Raw genomic sequence first — 18,192 nt, forward strand, 5'->3', positions numbered from 1 at the left:
GGTGTAAATTTGCTTAAAAAAATACTAGTTTTTGTCCTCGTTCTGGGGTTAATATCTATACCATCACTGGCGTATGCTCAAGATAATAAAGAATCCATACAACTGTACGTAAATGAAAAGCCAACAAATATTAAACTGATGACAAAATCAGGAACGGTGTATGTTCCGTTTCGAGAGTTTATTCAACTAATGGGGTACCAAGCGGATTACTCAGTGGTAGATCGAGAGATTTCAGTTAAGATCGGGAAATCAAAATTTATCTTTCTACCGGATGATGGTTACATTAGTGGATCGGGAGATTACTACGAATTACAAAGGCCGGGTATCCAGATTGATGGAAAATTCTTTTTACCTATCCGTTATGCCGCCTGGTTAACCAAGCATGCGGTTAAGTATGATAAAAAGTCGAATACGGCGTGGATGGTGCAGTATGGGTATGGTCAAGAGAAAGAGATACTTGATTTGATAACAACATATGATAGAGCTTTCACTGTAGAACTACTAGCTTCAGACCATATGAAGAGATCTTATTTGACGGATAGTAAGATTGCACCCCAAGAAAGAGAAATCCCTGATCGAATCTACAATGTTGTTATAACAAGCATTACATACGAATCTGCGAACCAGGCATTATTGTACGTTACTTATATTCATAATAATCAGGTAATAAATGATCAACATGAGGTCGTATTTCGAGTTATAAAGGAGAACAATCAGTGGAAGATTCTTCAGGATCGATATCTTTCCAGTATTACTACGCTTCCAGAAGATATCGATAAATCTGTACATACGATAAAAGAGAATTTTAATGAGAAGCAACAAAATATCCTATCTGACCTCAGGCAATATTATAGTGCGTTTAATCAGAAAGACTTTGATTTAACGTATAAATATACTTCACCATTTGATATTGAACGAATGAACGCAAATGCAGTTGATGAATGGAGAACATGGGACCACATTACAAGAGCTTCCTTTGAGTATGGAGACACTACGTATCATATGTCTAATGAACGAGTCGTGTTTCTTGGGGAGAAGCAAGCTGTTGTTCATGCAACCTTGGAATGGAGCTACATCTCAGAGAACATAGAGCAGAACCATTCTATATATGAGGCGCTGATCTACCTCGATTACGCCAATGGGCACTGGAATTATAGTTATGATCATGACATTAGTGAGAACGAAGAGGACCCCAATCGAATGTTACCCGAAATTCATTTCCCAGAGTTAAATTGAAAATATAACGAATATCAGTATACAGATAATTCCCATGTATGAGTAGCTAATTGCATACATGGGTTTCTTTTTGCCAAGAATCCCCTCAAAGTTAGCTGGGGGCGTAACTTTTTTCACAAAAAGCAGTCTATTAATAGAAGAGTATACTAGAGATCTCGCTATCGGCTGCTTAATTGGCAGTGTTCGTGATGTCTAAGATTGATATACAAGATGGGAGAGACGTTTCAGACATGCTGGGGAAACATGGGAAACAGCTGGAAGACGTTAAGGGCAGTAAGGTGAAGAAATGGGCGATTGTGACGCTGGCAGGTGTGATCTGGATTGCACCGGTGATGAGTGCAGGCGGGCAGATGTGGTCAGGCACTTCGTGGCAATCGGTGGCCGCAGCGGCATCCACGAATACAAGCAAGTTGAGTGAAGAAATTCTGACTTCGGGTGCGAAGCTCATGAAATACAGATATACAACAACACGTTCCGGTTCCAAGGTCAACGTACTTGCGGATGTAATCCAGGTAGATCTGCAGAACCCGTATGTGAAGCTGGATGTGATGACAGGCAAGGGCGGTAATCTGAACAGTAAACAGAGCACAGGTGCCATGGCTAAGGAAAATGGTGCAGTAGCCGCTGTGAATGGCGATTACTTCAATGTATCCGGGGAGCTCGCGCCCATTGGTGGACAGGTCTCCGATGGCGTACTGGTCTCCACACCTTCCGAACTGTCGGGCATGTATGCTCTCACGGTGACCAAGGATGGCAAGCCGATGATCGACGAGTATTCTTTTGACGGAACCGTGAAGGCACAGGATGGTTCAACCTTTGCTTTGCGTGGGATAAATAAAGAGGATTACACGGTAGAATCGGGTGCGGTGAAATATAGTCATGCCAACTCGATGTATATTTATACACCGGCATGGACCTCGACCAAACGTCCAAATGATCCTTCCACAACGCCAACAGAGGTACTCGTGCAGAACGGAGTAGTCACCCAAATCTCGGATAAAAAAGCGTTAAACATGACGGTGCCGAAGGATGGGTACATTTTGCGTGCGCATGGAACAGCGGCGACATGGATCATGAGCCATCTTTCCGTTGGGCAAACCCTGGATGCGGATTACAAGCTGAAAGCCAAAACAACCGGGCAATCGGTTGATCCAAGTAATCTGGAAATGATGATTGGCGGTCACACCATTTTGGTGAACGGTGGAAAGGCAGCATCCTTCTCCCGTGATATCGCATCTTCCGGCATTGGTGGCATTCGTGCAAGAACGGCAGTAGGATACTCCCAGGATGGTCGGTATGTCTACATTATTGCAGCGGAGAAAAATAGTAACAGTAGCGGTATGTCGCTGACGGAACTGCAATCCTTTATGACCAGTGTGGGTGTATGGAAAGGCATGAACCTGGACGGAGGCGGCTCCACAACAATGGTAACCCGTCCGTTAGGTGAGCAAACCGCCGGTCTGACGTTCAACACAGAGTATGGCACCGAGCAACGTCAGGTCGTAAACACGCTGGGTGTGTTCTCTACGGCTCCTGCAGGTAAACTGAAGGGCTTTGCTGTGAGTGGCAGCCAAACGTTGCTGGTGGGACAAGAGGGTAAGTACACAGCCAAAGGATATGACACCTACTACAACCCGATTGCAACAGGCGATATCAGCATGTCCTGGAAGTCCAGCAACAACGGCATCGTGAGTGTCAGCAATGGCACGATCAAAGGCGTGAAGCCAGGTACAGCAACGTTGACGGCAACGAGCAATGGAGCTTCATCCTCCATTAAAGTATCGGTACTGGGTGGAAGTGAATTGGCTTCCCTGACAGCAGGATCAGGTCTCGGTTCGCTCAAAGCGGGCACAACGATGTCCATTCCTGTAACGGCAACGACGAAGAGCGGACAAAGTGTTACGGTTCCGGCAGACTCGCTGACATGGGAATTTATCGGATTCAAAGGTAAAGTTACTGCTGACCAATTAACCGTATCTTCTGTCAATTCCGGTGCACAAGTGGGATATGCGATTGGTCGTTATGATGGTTATAGCACAGTCGTAGTCCTCTCGGCTTCTGCCAGCGAAACGATCTGGGAGAACTTCGAGAACGTGAATTATCCGATCAACTTCACGACAAACGCAGCGGGTGTAACTGGTACGGCAACCGTTACAGCAGGAACTGGTGAAAAAGCCGGCTCCAATGTACTGCAACTCGGTTATGATATGACTGCTGGAACAGGCAAAATGTACGCTTATGCACAACTGAATGGCTCTACCGGTAGAGAGGTATCTGCTGCAGCTACATCAATGTCGATGGATGTTATGGGAGATAAAAGCCTGAACTGGCTGCGTGCTGAATTCACGGATGCCAATGGCAAAACGGTATATGCCGATCTTGCCAAGGCGATTGACTGGAACGGGTGGAAGAAGCTGAGCGTGGATCTGAACGGACTGAACATCGCCTATCCGGCGAAGCTGAAGCGGGTCTATGTGGTGAACGTGGAAGAAGGTCAGGATGAGCGTGCGAAATCAGGTACGGTTGCTTTTGACAATATCGCATTCACGATGCCTTCCAAGTCCAGTGAAGTTGGATTGCCTACGGGTACAGCTTCGCTTGTGCTTGGACAGAAATCGATGACGGTGAATGGAACGAAAAAAGCGATTGATGCAGCACCGGTCCTGAAAAATGGTACCACGTATGTGCCAATCAAACATGTTTTGGACGCTTTTGGTGGCCAGGCAAGCTGGGATAGCAAAAATCAGCGGATCACGGTATTACGTGGTGGCAAGCTGATTGATCTGGTTGTAGGGCAGAAAGAATTCATTCTGAATGGTAAAAGACAGAGCGCAACTGTTGCACCATACGTAACGGGTGGTAGGACTTTAGTCCCGCTTAGACTCGTTTCCGAGCAACTTGGTCTGACTGTAAAATGGGAACAGAAAACGAAGACCGTTACCATCTCATCGTGATATGGTATGATATATACCGGAAACGATAGAAATGGAGTCGAACAAACGTGGATTTACAAGCCGATGCCATAGACCGCGTCATTAAAAACGCCATACAAGTCATGGAAAACAGCAAATATCAAATGTTCGAAATTATGGACGCAACTCGTGATGAGCTGAAAACACTCAACGAGGAGTTGAAGTCGGTACTGAAGGAGACGGCGGAAACGATCGAGAAAGTAGATCAATTGGAGCTGAACTACCGTCGTTCCCGGATCCGGCTGACTGAGGTTAGCCGCGACTTTGTCCGTTATTCCGAGCATGATATCAAGCAGGCGTATGAGAAAGCAACACAGCTGCAGCTGGATCTGATGATTTATCGTGAGAAGGAAATGTATCTGAAGGCTCGTCGGGATGATCTGCAGAAGCGTGCCAAAAATGTGGAAGCTTCAGTGGAGCGTGCCGAGACCATCGGTTCGCAGATGGGTGTTGTACTCGAGTACCTGTCAGGTGAACTGGGTCAAGTGACCCGGATCATCGAATCTGCCAAAAATCGACAAATGATTGGTTTGAAAATAATTTTGGCCCAGGAAGAAGAGCGGAAACGTATTGCTCGTGAGATTCATGACGGGCCTGCGCAGATGCTCGCCAATCTAGTGCTTAGGACGGAAATTGTAGAAAGAATGCTCATTAAGCAGGATTTTAAGATGGTCCAGGCCGAAATAGTAGATTTGAAAGGCCAGGTTCGTTCCAGTCTTGAAGAAATGAGAAAAGTTATTTTCAATCTGCGTCCTATGGCACTGGATGATCTGGGACTGATTCCAACGCTTCGGAAGTACGTGCAGGATTTTGAGGTAAAAACGAAAATCCGGTCGCTTTTTGAAACAAGAGGTAAGGAACACCGTTTATCTTCCGCCATGGAGGCAGCGATCTACCGCCTTGTGCAGGAAGGTCTGTCGAATGCTGCAAAGCATGCTTATCCCACTTATGTTGTAGTGGAAATTACATACCAGGCTCAGCTCGTCAAAATTGTCGTTCAGGACAATGGGCTTGGGTTCAAACCGGAGCTTCTTGCGAAGAAAAGCAAGGATCATACCCACTTCGGTCTGATTGGGATGAGAGAACGGGTTGAACTGTTAGAAGGAAGAATAGAGATTGAATCCGGAGAAAATCAAGGAACCAAAATAGTGATTCATATCCCGACAAACGTGGATAAGGGAAAGGAGTAGCAGGATGATGGAAAACCGTGATACTGGTAAAGCATCGATTAAAGTTCTTTTGGCTGATGATCATCAGCTGTTCCGTGAGGGACTGAAACGCATTTTAAATATGGAGGACGACATTGAGGTCATCGGCGAATGCGGCGATGGTATTCAAGTGCTCGAATTCTGCAATCAGGATAAACCTGATATCGTATTGATGGATATCAACATGCCAATCGAAAATGGGGTAGAAGCAACGGAGAAATTGCGTGAGCTGTTCCCTGATGTCAAAGTAATTATCTTGTCCATTCATGATGATGAAAGTTATGTATTTGAGACGCTTCGTAAAGGGGCTAACGGATACTTGCTGAAGGATATGGAGGCCGAGTCTCTGATCAATGCGATTCGTTCCGTGCATGAAGGACATGCGTTCATTCATCCGAAAGTAACAGGCAAACTGATCATGCAGCTGCGTCGTATGACGTATCTTAATGAAACAGGGGCAATGAGTGAAGGAGCTTCGAAGGAAGCAGGTGTTAAATTTGTCGCTGGCGACAATAACCCGCTCACACGTCGTGAGGCTGAAGTACTTCGCTTGATGGCAGAAGGTAAGAGCAACAAAATGATTGGTGAATTCCTGTTCATCAGTGAAAAAACAGTAAAAAACCATGTCAGCAGTATTCTGCAGAAGATGGAAGTGGACGACCGTACGCAAGCTGTTATCAATTCGATCAAATATGGTTGGGTTACGCTCTAATACCTTATGTTTTTCGTAAAGCAGTATTCTTACGGTAAGTCAGTCCATTGGTTGATTCAACCTAGACGAAGTATAGATTGGTGTTCACTCGCGCCCTTTCCAGAATGTTGGATTGGTCTGCGGGTTAATGGACTTTATCACTGCAAATGAGCAAAGTGTAAGGTTGTGCGGAACATATGTTCAAGCTTAGGCGTGAATGAATGACCTGGCCTGTCTTTCTTCGTCCGGTGTCGATCAGCGTGGAATATGAGTGATAGGAAATGCAAGTGTAACCCTTCAGGAAGTACAGCATATACTTGTTGTATACAGGGATGTTCGCCATGGGTGAGCATGACCTTCCGAGGAGGTGCAGTTGCCATGGTTGCTCATCTGACTATGATTCTGCTCATATACTTCCTGGCGGCAATGGCCGTTCATGCCATGCACCAGCGCCATCTTTCCCGTCCGGAATCTGAAGGATTCGAGCAGATCCTGCTCATCCCTTCCAATCAGGCAGGGCGGATCGAAGGCATTGTAAGAGAACTTTGCCGGGAATTATTATACCGTGGTAAGAGCTTCAGATTAACCGTTGTTGCTGATCGTACAGAAGCGGAAACGATTACGATTATTGAAAAGCTTATGCAAAGGCAAGGAATGGAGACATCTTATCTGCCTGCTGTCCCTGCTGATATTGAACGGGTAGCACAGACCGATCACACGTTTCGCCTGATTGATTTGCGTGAGTCAGAGCAATAAATCATCATATGAACGGGAAATGGGATTAGCATTTCGCAGATCTACAGTGAAAAGATTACAGCAGAAGCTGTAGTCTTTTTTTGTAATTGTAGCCAAGTCTGCTTTTAAATTAAAAATGGGTTTTTATGCAATCTATGGTTATTGGCTGGGTATGAGGAGTTCTTGATCACAGAAATAAGATTTTCGAAGTCAGAACTCTTAATTTAAAAGTATAGACGATTCAGATTGGAAAAAGTTTCGCAATTTTAAAGAAAGATTCTGGTTATTAGAAGAATTGGTGTGAGTGTAATAGAGAGGATAGATCAGCTTACAAAATGAAAGCAGAATCTTCCAATATATTGACCTATGGTATATTAAACCATATAATTACTTAAAATGGATGTTGAGCGTGGGTAAAGCGTGTTTCTGGAAGGGGGTATCTTCTTGAGTATAATAGATAAGACGATCCGAACAGAATTTTTATATTACATAGAGGAAAACAAAATCCTTCTTTATCATTTTGCAGAGAAATCAGGCATTAATTCTGGAACGCTAAGTAGAGTGATTAATGGTTCACAGCCTATATCGGTAAAAATCCTGGATATTATGACAGAATACATGGGATTGGAAGATGGGTACTTTTATGAACAGTATGTGAGTGAGTTGTTTGATGATTCTACAATGAACTGGCGACGACTGCGTCCGTTTATCATGCGCTGTGCAGAGCTTGGAAAAAACGATTGTATTGAACGAACTGTAGATTTAATGATGGAGAATCCTGCTTATATCCAACAACTGTTTGATTGTGCCGAATCATTAAACGCCGAAGGTAGCGCGGAAGCTGCACTAATTATATATCGTAAAGTGTGTGAAGGGGAACGGTACCAGCATGCCGAACGATTGGCGATCTGTCAGTATCGAATATTCACGCTCTCGATTAATGATGATCAGCAGAATAATCTGGAATGTGCTGTGCAATTTGATCCGTATGTCGTGCGCCTTAATGAGTTGGATCAACTGGATGCGCTGAAAGATCTGATGAATCTATACCTCTCATTGCGTCGTTGGGACAAAGCGGAACAACTGGCAACACGAATGGGTAAACTGGCGAGGGTGCAGTACAAAATCAAACATCAACGGATTAAAAGGGGGAAGAGTTATCAGGAGCCTTCCAAACCTTTGTTTGGTTATATTTTATACTCGGATTTGATCATAGCATCAATATATGGAGAAAAGAATGAATATCAGCAGGCGTTATACTACGTCTCATGCTATGAAAATCACGAGTGGATTATTGAGAATGATCTTGAGGCGGAGCTTACAAAGAGTCAGTTTCGGGAGTGGGCAACAGCAAATAGGTACCTCTTTGAAATAATGGCAGGAAGAATTGAGATTTTAGATGATTATGTGGATTATTTATCTACAAAAGAAAATGAGATTCTACGTGGGTTATTTAAGCTTATTAAGGCAGCACTAAATTATAATATGAATATGGATCATGTGTTGGAGCGCTTTAAGACCACAATATCATCATTTATGATCACACATGAGAAGGTGGGTTCTTATACCAATCAGATTATAGATGATCAGTTCGTGAATTTCTTGGCAGATGTAGCGGATTATTATCTAAACTCAGACCGGATTCGGGTTGGGATTCAATTTATACTGGATAGTTTGGCAATCTCAGCTAGAATTAATAATGATGCTTGTATGGTCAGAGGGTTCTGTACATTTGATTCCATTCGGCATTTAGCAACAAACGAAGAGCTTCATAAGTACACTACACTGCTGAAGGAGGTTCGAAAAGAGAGATGAAGATAAAATTCATAATCATTGCTACCATAATTACCATCACAACAATGGTGGTACCATTTAATACGTCTTCTGCTACGGAGAATGTACCACCTGAAGTTCCAGAAATTTTGACGACTAATTCTCATGGTCAAGGTGGTTGGTAGATCTTATTTTATAGATTATAGAGAGTTACCTGTGAGAGGATGGCCACGTTTCATTTTCTTATAGGTTTTTTTGTATATCTGACATGAATCTTGGTTTTTACATAAGGGGTTACACTATTTCATAGAGGTGAGGATGCTATGAAATATGTTGTGAACAATCAGGAAAGTGACTTGGAACGTGAACGGGAAAGTTTGCACGCGTTGGTTGCAATTTATGGTTTACAACATCCAATCGTAATTAAGCAATCTGAGATTTTAGATGAGTTGATTAATCGATATAATCGAATGTTCTCAGGCATCTCCAAACTAAGTAATACATAACCGGTTCCTGGACATTTCAGACCAATATGATTGAAGTAAACGTACACCGTAGAATAAGGTTCATCTAAATGATATATATAATAGTCTGGTTAGAAGTTGTTCAGCACTTGATCAGCAACTTCTTATTCGAGTTGGGAAATAAACTTTTTGAATGGCTGAATTTGTAGAGTAGAGATTCAATTGGTATAGTGATAAGTAGATTGATCATAAGAAGATGGAATATGGACATGAAGCACATGCTCCGGCGAACAGCCGGGTTGGCATGTGCTTTTTTTTGCGTTCAGGAAAATTAGGATGGGGGAGGAAAGTAAATGAAAGTTGCTTTATATGTGTGCCGTGTAGGGGAAGGGTGGAGCATGGTGTTATCACTCGATATTCGAGTGGATGTGGCTTGGTGGCTAGAGGGAGGAAGTGGGCGACATGTGCTGCGCTGGTTGCTGTTAGACAAGGCGTTACCGTTAAGTCAGGCGTCCTGGTTGGTTGAACATTTTGAGATGGAGCGAGGTATGGATCAGTGGGGCCAGCGCGAATGGCAGAGTTATCTTGCACGGAAGCTGGATGTGTATGAATTGGCCTCGGGGGAAACAGAGGCTAGAAAAGGCATAGCGGGCAAAGCGGGAAGTGTCGCTACGCTTCGCATTCAGGTAGGCGGGATGCCAGAGTCGTATCCCGCCGGGCAGTGGGCTCAGCTGGAGCGGGACGCGGCCCTGCTGGCTGAGCGGATCAGCGGCCGCCAATTACTGGCGGCCGAGGCGGAGGCGTTGCTGGCGGATACCGCCCAGCCGCCAAGGGAGTGGCGCGCGGCTGCGCAGCTCGCGCGCTTGCATGGGCGGCTGAGTATCACCGCCGCCCTCGAAGGGCCTGCCACGCGCCGTCGGCACGCGTGGCTTGGACGCGCGCGGAGCGCGCCCCGCTGCCACCGTTGTGGCAGCGAAGCCAGGCAGCGCGTGCCCTGCGCTGCCTGCGGCCTGGCGGCGTGCGCCTACTGCGAGGCATGCCTCGCGCTGGGGCGCAGCCGTGCTTGTGCGCTGCTGCTACGCAGTGCAGCGCACGGGGCCGTGCCACGACGCGGCGAAGCATCGCGTGGCACGGCCTTGGCCCCCACCGGCGGCGGGCTCGCCCGGTGGGGGCTTAGCGCAGCGCAGAGCGCGGCAGCAGCCGCGGCGCTTGCGTTTTTGGCCCGGCCACCCGCAGGGGATGGGCCGGGGCGGTTCTTGCTGTGGGCCGTGACCGGGGCCGGCAAGACCGAGATGATATTCCCACTGCTCCAACATACACTGGATCATGGCGGACGAGCGCTGGTCGCTACGCCGCGCAGGGATGTGGTGCTGGAACTAGCCCCGCGTCTGGCCAAAGCTTTTCCGGGCACCTCACTCGCTACCCTTTACGGAGGCAGTGACGAACGCTGGAAAGACGCTCAGCTCACGCTTGCGACCACACACCAACTGATGCGTTTTTATCAGGGATTTGATCTCGTTATCATCGACGAACTGGATGCGTTCCCTTATCACAATGATCCCATGCTCGCTCACGCGGCGGCATCCTCTTGTAAACCGGACGGGAATTTTGTCTATCTATCTGCCACACCGCCTGCTCGGCTTCAGAGGGAAGCAGCACGGGGGAAACTCAATCATGCCAAAGTCCCGGTACGTTTTCACCGTCATCCTTTGCCTGTCCCGCGCTTGGTCAAGATGGTTACCGTTGCTGAATGTATTAAGAAACGAACCCTTCCTTCTGCCTTGAAGACTAACATCCAAATTTCATTGGAGCGTGACGCCCAGGTATTTTTGTTTGTGACACGCATTGCCCAGATTGAGACGTTTGTTAACCTGATGCGTCGTACTTTTCCCGGAATCCATATTGAAGGAACTTCATCTCAAGACCCCGATCGCGCTAGCAAAGTTACAGCCTTTCGTGATCGCGACATTCGTCTGCTCGTAACGACAACGATTTTAGAGCGTGGCGTGACCATTCCGCGCAGCGATGTTTTTATATTGGATGCAGACAATGGTCTCTTTGATGAAGCTTCACTGGTTCAGATGGCGGGCAGAGCAGGGCGTTCCATGGATGACCCGGCGGGTAGAGTGGTTTTTGCATCGTCTCGTCGGACACGTTCTCAGGTGAAGGCCGTTGCACAGATTCGGAAAATGAACACCATCGCTCGTCGCAAAGGCTACCTGCATCCACCATCCCAGACATAATTGTCATCTGCCAAGTTCGGTTCCACATTTCACAATATACTCCCAAGACTGGAGGTATGCCCCCTATGTTCAACTGGCTCAGCAACATAACCGATCATGCACAGCACCTGACCCAGCGTCTTCATCACCTGCTCGCCCCGCCGGGAGCGACTTGTCTGACATGTGGCACTCGAGCGATGCTGTCTTCTACCTATCCAGGCATATGCCCACGTTGTGTGAAGCAGATTCCATGGATCCGTTCCATCCGTTGCCTGCGTTGTGGTCGGGGTGTCGGATGCCCGGACTGTGCTCGTCCACATATGCAAAACCGTTCTTTTATCGCCAACCGCAGCGCCGTACAATACAACACTCTTATGAGAGAATGGATTGGAATGTACAAATTTCGAGGCCATGAAAGATACGCGCCGCTCTTAACCGCGCTGATGATTCAAGCCTTTCAAGCGATGAGAGAGGAGCAGAATTCTGCTTTGGCAAAAGAACCCCCAGCCCCCGTGGCTCATCTCGCCACACTTGCTCAACAAACGAAGCCGCAATGGCGGCCTGACGCGGTCACCTATATCCCGGTGAGCAGCGAGCGGTTGGCCGAGCGCGGCTTCAATCAGGCGGAGCGGCTGGCTGCTGGGCTCGCCGCCGCTTGCCGCCTACCCATCGTGGATCTGTTGCAGCGCCAGATCAACACCACCAAACAAAGCTTCAAATCACGCGGTGAGCGTATTGAAACGATGAAGAACGCTTTTTCCATCAACCCGGATGGCATGCATTTAATAGAAGAAGAGCTATACAGGAAATTTTATCTGCCAACACAGATGAGCATGTCGCATGCCAAACCCATACAGTTACTGCTAATCGATGATATATACACAACAGGTAGCACCTTGGACGCTTGTGGGCGAGTTATCCTAAATGCTGGTTTCTCCATGGAGAGTCCGGTCGAGATTTACACCCTGACACTGGCAAGATCCTAATCGGCAAATCAGTATATTGAGCTATGTTTAATATTCCTCAAGTCTCCCTGCATACACAACCTACGCTTTACCTTCAAGTAGATAGGAAAATGTGTTCCTGTATTAATGATTTCACATTTGCGAATTCCTGTTTTCGTATTTATACCATATGGAATGTAGTTGTTTGATGAAATTATAAATGAAAGCGCAATAAGAAATTTTTTACATGTAAAAAAGAGGAATTGGTTTTCTCGCGCAGAATAGATAGTTTTGTCGTTCACCACAGGTGACAGCATAGGGAGTGGCACAACATATCGGTTGAAGGGGAGAACAAAAGTGGTCGCAGGAAAAAGAAAAAATGGATTTTACTTATGGACTGTCCGTCTACTAGTATTCATGCTGGTATTCGGACAGTTTGGCGTGTACGGGGGGAACCGTGCAGATGCTGCAACGAGTAATAGAATTATCGCATCCAGTAATGATTATCGTTTTGTATTATCAGAACAGAATGGAAATCTGATGGTGAATCAGAAACCGGTTGATTTGGGTTGGGTAAGATCATACAGCTTTTCAGCAACAGGATATTCCTTCTCAAGAAGTCAGTCTATTAGAGGAACTGTTGAAGATATGACGAATGTCACCTTTGGTAAGTATACTTCTACCTATACTGGGCAAGTGACTAATGCATTTATCGTTGACTTTTCCGAGGTTTGGGAATATTACAGTACCATGGAATATAGACAATCAGGTATGAATGTAGGTGTTTGGGACATTTCCAGAGTCGATGAATTTGGGATGGAAACACCCAGATATGTACAAAGTTATGAAGCCTCTCAACTTAGTTTGGTGATTAGTGCGGATACAGGTGCTGTGGTAGATTTTGTATCCAACCTTAATCCATATTACACACGCAAGGCAGAATCATTCAGCTTTGTTAAGGAGTCGGGAACAAAGGAGCCAATTACGACGGTTCCTGCTATTCCAACTGGCCTGGTAGCCACTGCGAATGATGCGACGATCAACCTTAATTGGTCAGCTGCACAACAAGCAGTTCAGTATGAGATTGAAGAAAATGGTGTAACTAAAGGTCCATTTTATGGTCTGAACTATACAAGTAGTCCTTATAGAAATAATACAAACTATACTTACAGAGTACGTGGTAGTAATCAAAGAGGTATAGGTGAGTGGAGTGATCCATTCTCTCTGAGAACTTTACTTGAAAAACCGATCTTAACCGTAAAAGGCGAAGAGGGAAAGAATACATTGAATTGGAAATCCGTTGAATTTGCAGATCGATATCAATTGCGAATTGACGGAGGAGAACCTATTGAATTGGGCAATGTGAACTCATATGAGCATGACGATTTGGAGGCCAATTCAACACATACCTATGTGCTGAAAGCTTTCTCAACTGACAATGAGAGTTCATGGAGTAAACCACTAAGTCAATTGACAGTACCTAACCGTGCAGATGGTTTGAAAATCGCAGATGCTACATTGAATAAATTGTCGTTATCTTGGACTGCTGTTAAGGGAGCCACTGGATATGATCTGGAGATCAATGGGGCGGTTGTTGCGGTAACAGGAACAACATACAACAAGACTGGACTAGCAGCCAATACAGAATATACCTTCAGAATCAGATCCAAAAATTCAGGTGGGGTAGGAAGTTGGAGTGATCCAGTAATGGGCACCACTCAATTGAGCACACCTGTAGTTCAGTCTAATGCCACGGCGGAGGAAGTTGTGCTTGTGTGGGCTCCAATTGAAGGTGCGTCTTCGTATGAAATTGAAGCAGATGGAGTTGTTTCTTCAGGTTTAGAAGATCCAATCTTTAACCACACCAATCTGACACCAGGCACAGCGCATAAATATCGTGTGCGGGCAATCAATGAGACGAATACGAGTGCTTGGACAGCAGTAGTGACGCAAAATACCTTGCCCGGCTCTGTCAGTGGGTTGAATGTGAGTGTAGTCACCAATGCAGCCATTACGGTAAAATGGAATGCGGTTACCGGCGCTACAGGCTACGATCTGGAAATTGACGGCACCCCGATTTCTTTGACAGCTACAAGTTATACGAAGAGTGGACTCGCTGGAAACACGGAGCACACTTTCCGTATTCGTTCGAAGAACGTTGCAGGTGCAGGAGCCTGGAGCGAAATAGTAACAGGTCGTACGCAATTTGATTTGCCTGTATTGAAGGCATCCTCTGAGGAAACAGCAATCACATTGACGTGGACATCCATACCAGATGCTACTGCATATGAAGTTGAAGCAGATGGTGTAATTGTTGCGAATGTAAGTGAATCAAACTACACACACGAAAATATATTACCAGGTACTTCTCATAAATATCGTGTTCGTGTAGCTACTGACAATAACACAAGTGCTTGGACAGCTGTCCTGACACAGAGTACATTGCCTGCAATAGTATCAGGTCTCAATATAGCATCCACAACGAATGCTGCAATTTCCTTGAAATGGAGTGCAGTGACCGGTAGCTCTGGATATGACTTGGAGATTGATGGAGTGGTAGTTCCAGTTACTGGTTTAACATATACGAAGAGTGGACTTGCAGCTAATACGGACCATACGTTCCGTATCCGTTCCAAAAATACGGCAGGTGTGGGTGTGTGGAGTGACGTGGTAAGTGGCACGACTCAACTCAATACGCCTGTTCTGAAAGCATCTTCCCAAGAAGATGCAATTACAGTAACTTGGGCAGATGTTACTGATGCAACCAAATATGAAGTGGAGGCAGATGGTATTGTTGTAGCTACGGTTACGACACCAGTATATACGCACGCAAGTTTGACTCCAGGAACAACGCATAAGTATCGTGTAAGAGCCCTGACGGAGATGAACGTTAGCCCTTGGACTGCACTTCTCACTCAGAATACTTTACCGGGTTCAGTCACAGGGTTGAGTGTAACCTCTGCAACCAATGTCGCTATCGCGCTTAAGTGGAATGCTGTAACCGGAGCAACCGGTTACGACTTGGAGATTGATGGCACGGTAGTAGCTGTAAGTGGATTAACATACAACAAGACAGGTCTTGCAGCCAATACGAATCATACGTTCCGCGTGCGCTCCAAAAATACGGCAGGTGCCGGAGCATGGAGTGATCTCATTGATGGTACGACATTGTTGAATACCCCTGTTTTAAAAGCTTCCTCGGAAGAGACTGCGATTACATTGACATGGGCAGATGTATCAGATGCGATCAAGTATGAGATTGAAGCAGATGGCTCAATTGTGGCAACAGTTAATGAGCCGAAATATGTGCATTCAAGTCTTCAGCCAGGAACAGCGCATAAGTATCGTGTACGAGCACTGACAGATACAAACAACGGGGCTTGGACTGCTGTCTTAAATCAAAATACACTACCAGGTTCAGTTACTGGATTGGGCATTACCTCTGTAACGAACACAACAATGGCTTTGAAATGGAATGCTGTAACTGGAGCAACAGGTTATGAGCTTGAAATTGATGGCACGGTAGTAGCTGCTACTGGATTAACCTACAACAAGACCGGACTTGCGGCTAATACGGATCATACGTTCCGCGTTCGCTCCAAAAATGCGGCAGGGACCGGAGCATGGAGTGATGAGGTAAGTGGTACAACGTTATTAAATACCCCTGTTCTAAAAGCTTCCTCGGAAGAGACTGCGATTACATTGACATGGGCAGATGTAGCAGATGCAACCAAGTATGAGATTGAAGCAGATGGAGTCGTTACTGGTACAATTAGCGAACCGAAATATGTGCACACTAGTTTGCTTCCAGGAACGGCGCATAAATATCGTGTACGTGCACTGACGGACTCTAATACAGGTGCCTGGACTGCAGTGCTGACGCAAAATACGATACCTGCTTCGGTTACTGGTTTAAGTATTAGCTCTGTTTCCAATGTAGCCATTGCCTTAAAATGGACGGCAGTAACGGGAGCAACAGGATATGATCTTGAGATCGATGGTACAGTTGTACCAGTAACGGGAGTAGCTTATACAAAGAGTGGGCTTGTGACAAATACGGATCACACGTTCCGTATTCGTTCTAAAAATACAGCAGGTGCAGGTATGTGGAGTGAGATCGTAGATGGCACAACTTTACTGAACACACCTGTGCTGAAGGCTTCTTCTGAGGAACAAGCGGTCACATTGACATGGCCTGAAGTTAAAGATGCAACCAAGTATGAGATTGAAGCGGATGGAGTCTTAGTGGGTACTGTTAAGGAGCCCACTTATACTCACAATAATCTTATAGCTGGAACAGCACATAAATACCGCGTACGCGCTCTGACCGAAACCAATGTTGGAGCTTGGACTGCGGTCTTGACACAAAATACGTTGCCTGGTTCCGTGACCGGGCTAACGGTAACAAGCGTAACGAACACAGCTGTTGCTCTGAAGTGGAACGCAGTCTCAGGAGCGACAGGATATGACCTTGAAATTGATGGCACGGTGGTACCTATTAGTGGAGTGGTTTACACCAAAACGGGGCTTATCGCCAATACGGATCATACATTCCGTATTCGTTCCAAGAATACTGCTGGAGCTGGGGCTTGGGGAGATGTAACAGATGTTACAACCCAGTTAAACACACCTGCTCTGAAAGCAACATCAGAGGAAACAGCTATTACTTTGAATTGGCTTGATATCAAAGATGCAACCAAATATGAGATTGAGGCAGATGGAGCAATTGTTTCTACAGTAACCGATCCCGCATATGTTCATAGTAATTTGCTTACAGGAACATCGCACACCTATCGTGTGCGTGCATTAACGGATAAGAACAGCAGCGCTTGGTCCACGGTCTTGACTCAAAGCACTATACCAGGCAGTGTGACCGGATTGAGTATGAATTCTGCAACAACAGTAGCCATTGCTATGAAGTGGAATGCGGTTACGGGAGCAACAGGATACGATCTTGAGATCGATGGTAAAATAGTTGCTGTAACGGCTCTGGCTTATACCAAAACAGCACTTCTGGCCAATACAGATCATACCTTCCGCATTCGTGCGAAGAATGCTGCTGGCGTCGGTAGCTGGAGTGAGATCGTAACTGCCTCGACCCAATTAAATGTACCAACAACGCTGAAAGCTGTACCTGAAGAAACTTCAGTTACGCTGACATGGAATGAAGTTGCTGGTGCAACAAAATATGAGATTGAGGCTGATGGCATAGTAGTTGCTACGGTGAGTGATCTCTCGTATGTCCATAATGGAGTACTTGGTGGAACGATTCATAAATATCGTATTCGTGCCCTGACCGACACTAATGTGAGTGCATGGACATCAATATTGTCCCAAACTACGTTACCTGCCAGTGTCTCAGGTTTGAGTATTAACTCAGCAACAACAGCGGCTATCTCGCTGAGATGGGGTGCTGTTACCGGAGCTACCGGGTATGATCTGGAGATTGATGGTACGGTGGTTGCCGTGAGTGGAGTTGCTTATACGAAGAGTGGACTTACACCAAACACGGAGCATACTTTCCGGATTCGTGCTAAAAATGCTTCTGGTGCAGGAGCTTGGAGTGAGATCATAACGGGAATGACTCAATTAACTACACCTGTGCTGAAGGGAACTTCGGACAGAACAAACGTTATTCTGACATGGGACGCGGCTGTGGGTGCTTCGTCTTACGAAATTGAAGCAGATGGGCAAATTGTGGCGACTGTCAGTGAAACAACATTTATTCATTCTGACCTGTTACCGTCCAGTTTGCATAAATATCGTATTCGGGCATTCAACGATCAAAACACAAGTGTATGGTCTTCTGTACTAAGTATTAGAACTTTGAATTAGAGATGTAGAAGGGGGAGCAGGGTTGCGTATATATGCATCCTGTTTCCCTCTTTTCTTTTGCAAATAGACTATGGCTTCATCAGAGAAAATAAGGTAATGTATAGTTATTATC

The 18,192-nt window shown here is 45.9% G+C and carries 10 protein-coding genes; all 10 read left to right on the top strand.

The window, feature by feature from the left end:
• Positions 1-9: 9 nt before the first annotated feature.
• The 10 genes from MHI14_RS02940 to MHI14_RS02985 all read left to right on the top strand — a co-directional run bounded on the left by MHI14_RS02940 (position 10) and on the right by MHI14_RS02985 (position 18,080).
• Positions 10-1,236 (top strand): stalk domain-containing protein, encoded by a 1,227-nt coding sequence (locus MHI14_RS02940; RefSeq protein ID WP_341129858.1) that lies wholly within the window; start codon positions 10-12, stop codon positions 1,234-1,236.
• A 230-nt stretch (positions 1,237-1,466) separates the two neighbouring features.
• Complete coding sequence (locus MHI14_RS02945; RefSeq protein WP_341129859.1) at positions 1,467-4,190, top strand: stalk domain-containing protein; 2,724 nt, start codon at positions 1,467-1,469, stop codon at positions 4,188-4,190.
• Positions 4,191-4,237: 47 nt separating this feature from the next.
• Entirely contained in the window at positions 4,238-5,398 is a 1,161-nt protein-coding gene (locus MHI14_RS02950; RefSeq protein ID WP_074092506.1) for a sensor histidine kinase, read from the top strand.
• A gap of 7 nt (positions 5,399-5,405) precedes the next feature.
• Entirely contained in the window at positions 5,406-6,128 is a 723-nt protein-coding gene (locus MHI14_RS02955) for a response regulator transcription factor (protein ID WP_026081439.1), read from the top strand.
• A 357-nt stretch (positions 6,129-6,485) separates the two neighbouring features.
• Positions 6,486-6,863 carry a hypothetical protein gene (locus tag MHI14_RS02960; RefSeq protein ID WP_036612497.1) on the top strand — a complete coding sequence of 126 codons (378 nt, stop codon included), beginning with the start codon at positions 6,486-6,488 and terminating at the stop codon, positions 6,861-6,863.
• A 399-nt stretch (positions 6,864-7,262) separates the two neighbouring features.
• A complete protein-coding gene (locus tag MHI14_RS02965) occupies positions 7,263-8,657 on the top strand; it encodes a helix-turn-helix domain-containing protein (protein ID WP_341129860.1) in 1,395 nt (464 codons plus the stop codon).
• Between the two features lie 281 nt (positions 8,658-8,938).
• On the top strand, positions 8,939-9,121 hold the full coding sequence (locus tag MHI14_RS02970) for an aspartyl-phosphate phosphatase Spo0E family protein (RefSeq protein ID WP_100528416.1): 183 nt from the start codon (positions 8,939-8,941) through the stop codon (positions 9,119-9,121).
• Between the two features lie 311 nt (positions 9,122-9,432).
• On the top strand, positions 9,433-11,322 hold the full coding sequence (locus tag MHI14_RS02975; RefSeq protein ID WP_445670323.1) for a helicase-related protein: 1,890 nt from the start codon (positions 9,433-9,435) through the stop codon (positions 11,320-11,322).
• 56 nt (positions 11,323-11,378) lie between these two features.
• Positions 11,379-12,287 (top strand): ComF family protein, encoded by a 909-nt coding sequence (locus MHI14_RS02980; protein ID WP_341129862.1) that lies wholly within the window; start codon positions 11,379-11,381, stop codon positions 12,285-12,287.
• A 249-nt stretch (positions 12,288-12,536) separates the two neighbouring features.
• Positions 12,537-18,080, top strand: coding sequence for a fibronectin type III domain-containing protein (locus tag MHI14_RS02985; RefSeq protein WP_341129863.1), 5,544 nt, complete (start codon positions 12,537-12,539; stop codon positions 18,078-18,080).
• Positions 18,081-18,192: the final 112 nt, after the last annotated feature.

It is taken from the genome of Paenibacillus sp. FSL K6-2393 (genome assembly GCF_038002545.1).
In the GTDB taxonomy this organism is placed as follows: Bacteria; Bacillota; Bacilli; order Paenibacillales; family Paenibacillaceae; genus Paenibacillus.